General features: G+C 75.8%; 1 pseudogene. It reads right to left on the bottom strand.

What is annotated here, in order from left to right:
* Positions 1-827 (bottom strand): annotated as a pseudogene (locus tag FV228_RS31255) (SPOR domain-containing protein); the annotation flags it as partial.

The raw sequence follows: 827 nt of genomic DNA, 5'->3' as shown, positions 1-827 counted from the left end.
CTTCGGGGCCGGCTTCACGGCGACGGACTTCGGCGGGGCGGCATCGGCCGCCATGGAATTCGGCGCGGCCTGGACCGGCTCGGGATCCGGCGCCGCCAGGGAGGCGGCGGCCTGGCGGCCGGGCTTGGACTTGGTCTGGGGCGGCTCGTCGGTGGGCAACACCATGGTCGGGATCGGGGCCGGCGCGGCGTCGGCCTGGGCCTCGCGCTGGACCGGCGCGGGAGGGGCCTCCGGCTTCACCGCGACGGTGCGGACGCGGCGCGGCTCGCCGAACGCCTCGAACGGGCCGTTACCCGGCGTGGTGCCGCTCTGCGCACCGCCGGCAGGACCGGTCCCCTGCGCCGCGCGGGCCGCCTCGGCGACGTCGATGGGCTGCTCCTCGCGGTTGACGATCTTGATCTGGCCTTCCTTGGTCTTGCCCTTGGTGTCGTAGATCTGCCGGTTCTGGTCCGGGATCTCGACGCCGTCGGCGACCTTCGGGGCGACCTTGAGCGGGGTCGAATCGGCCTGGACCACCGGCACGCCGCCGGCGCCGCCCGAACCCTGCAGGCCCCTGTAGGTGAGCGCCCCCGTCACCGCCACGGCGACGATGGCGATGCCGGCGCCGACGGAGGCCAGGCGGCGGCGCGGGTTCACCCGGCGCAGGGTGCGGCCGTCCGCGTAGTCCGACGCGGCGGGCTCCTGCGGATCCACGGCTTCCGCGCCGTACGCGACCGGCTCCTCGTGGGTGTCGCGCTCCACCGAGGCCAGGTACTGGTCGAAGGCGTCGGCGGGGTTCGGCTTGGCCGGCTCGGCGGCGAAGCTCGGCTCGACCCGGCCGTCCCAGC

This window comes from Methylobacterium sp. WL18, from assembly GCF_008040015.1.
Taxonomy (GTDB): domain Bacteria; phylum Pseudomonadota; class Alphaproteobacteria; order Rhizobiales; family Beijerinckiaceae; genus Methylobacterium; species Methylobacterium mesophilicum.
Note: the sequence above shows the minus strand (reverse complement) of the source record. Positions and strands in the feature narration are given on the sequence as shown.